2 protein-coding genes are annotated in these 1,826 nt (G+C 68.1%); both read left to right on the top strand.

Annotation, left to right across the window (positions count from 1 at the left end; genetic code table 11):
* Positions 1–840: TIM barrel protein (locus ABD385_RS41120; protein WP_344585384.1), on the top strand; the 840-nt coding region annotated here is incomplete at its 5' end.
* Positions 841–923: 83 nt separating this feature from the next.
* A complete protein-coding gene (locus tag ABD385_RS41115) occupies positions 924–1,820 on the top strand; it encodes a 2-hydroxy-3-oxopropionate reductase (RefSeq protein ID WP_344585382.1) in 897 nt (298 codons plus the stop codon).
* Positions 1,821–1,826 lie beyond the last annotated feature (6 nt).

The following is a 1,826-nucleotide window of genomic DNA, read 5'->3' as shown; positions in this document are numbered from 1 at the left end:
ATGGGTTTCACGGACACGCGCTTCAACGTCAATTTGTCGATCCTGTTCACTGAGCTTCCGTTGTTGGAGCGGCCGGCTGCCGCGCGGGCGGCGGGTTTCACGGCGGTGGAGCTGTGGTGGCCGTGGGTGGATGCCCCGACCCCGGAGCGGGCCGAGCTGGACGCGTTGCGTGATGCGTTGCGTGATGCGGGGACGCAGTTGACGGGGTTGAACTTCTACGCGGGGCAGTTGCCGGGTCCGGACCGTGGTGCGTTGTCGGTGCCGGGGGTGGAGTCGGAGAAGTTCCGGGCGAACGTGCCGGTGGCGATCGAGTTCGCGACGTCGCTGGGGTGCACGACGTTCAACGCCCTGTACGGCAACCGGGTCGAGGGGGTCGATGCGGCCGAGCAGGACGCGTTGGCGCTGGAGAACCTGGTGTTCGCGGCGCGGGCGGTGGGCGAGGTGGGTGGCACGTTGTTGATCGAGGCGTTGAACGCGCCGGAGTCGCCGGCGTGTCCGATCGTGTCGGCGCCGAAGGCGATCGAGGTCGTGGACGCGGTGAACGCCGCGAGCGGTCTGGACAACGCCCGGTTCCTGATGGACCTGTACCACCTGTCGATGAACGGTGAGGACCTGGACGAGGTCATCGACCGTTACACCGCGCAGACCGCGCACGTGCAGATCGCCGACAATCCGGGCCGTGGTGCGCCGGGTACCGGCACGTTGGACTTCGTGGCGTTGCTGGGGCGGTTGAAGAAGAACGGTTACGACGGTTTCGTCGGCCTGGAGTACAAGCCGGGCGAGGCGCCGAGCGCGTCGTCGTTCGCGTGGTTGCCGGCGCCCTTGCGTGCGGCTCAGTAGGCGTCAGTCGTCGTCAGTGGTCGGTCGGGCTGCGCTGACGGTGTGCGGTTCCCCTTTGTTTTGAGTGTGAAAGAGGCTTTTCGATGAGCAACCTGCCGAAGATTGCGTGGGTCGGGCTGGGCATCATGGGTTCGCCCATGGCGGAGAACCTGATCAAGGCCGGTTACGCGGTGACCGGTTACACCCTGGAGGCCGACAAGCTGCAGCGGTTGGCGGACGCGGGGGGCACGGCGGCGGCGAGCATCGCCGAGGCGGTCGCCGACGCGGACGTGATCATCACGATGGTGCCGGCGTCGCCGCAGGTGGAGGCGATCGCCTACGGTCCCGAGGGGATCTTGGAGAACGCCAAGAGCGGTGCGCTGCTGATCGACATGTCCTCGATCACGCCGCAGACCTCCATCGACCTGGCGAAGAACGCCGCCGCGAAGGGCATCCGGGTTCTGGACGCGCCGGTCTCCGGTGGTGAGGCCGGTGCGATCGAGGCGGTGCTGTCGATCATGGTCGGTGGTCAGCAGGCCGACTTCGACGCGGCGAAGCCGCTTCTTGAGGCGCTGGGCAAGACCATCGTGCTGTGTGGTCCGCACGGTTCGGGTCAGACGGTGAAGGCCGCCAACCAGCTGATCGTCGCGGTCAACATCCAGGCGTGCGCCGAGGCCGTGGTGTTCCTGGAGAAGTCCGGCGTCGACCTGCCGGCCGCGCTCGACGTGCTCGGTGGTGGTCTGGCCGGCTCGACCGTCCTGGCCCGCAAGACCGCCAACTTCGTCAACCGGGACTTCAAGCCCGGCTTCCGCATCGACCTGCACCACAAGGACATGGGCATCGTCACCGACGCCGCCCGCACCGTCGGCGCCGCCCTGCCCGTCGGCTCCGTCGTCGCCTCCCTCGTCGCCTCCCTGCGCGCCCAGGGCGACGGCGGCCTGGACCACTCCGCCCTCCTGCGCGGCGTGGAACGCCTCTCCGGATACGACCTCAAGGGCTGAGACCCG

It is taken from the genome of Streptomyces lunalinharesii (assembly GCF_039532155.1).
In the GTDB taxonomy this organism is placed as follows: Bacteria; Actinomycetota; Actinomycetes; order Streptomycetales; family Streptomycetaceae; genus Streptomyces; species Streptomyces lunalinharesii.
The sequence above is the reverse complement of the archived record's forward strand: the minus strand, read 5'-3'. Positions and strand labels throughout refer to the sequence as shown.

Excerpts from the sequence above, each read along its gene's own strand:
- ABD385_RS41115 (WP_344585382.1), top strand. The coding sequence starts at position 924 with ATGAGCAACCTGCCGAAGATTGCGTGGGTCGGGCTGGGCATCATGGGT.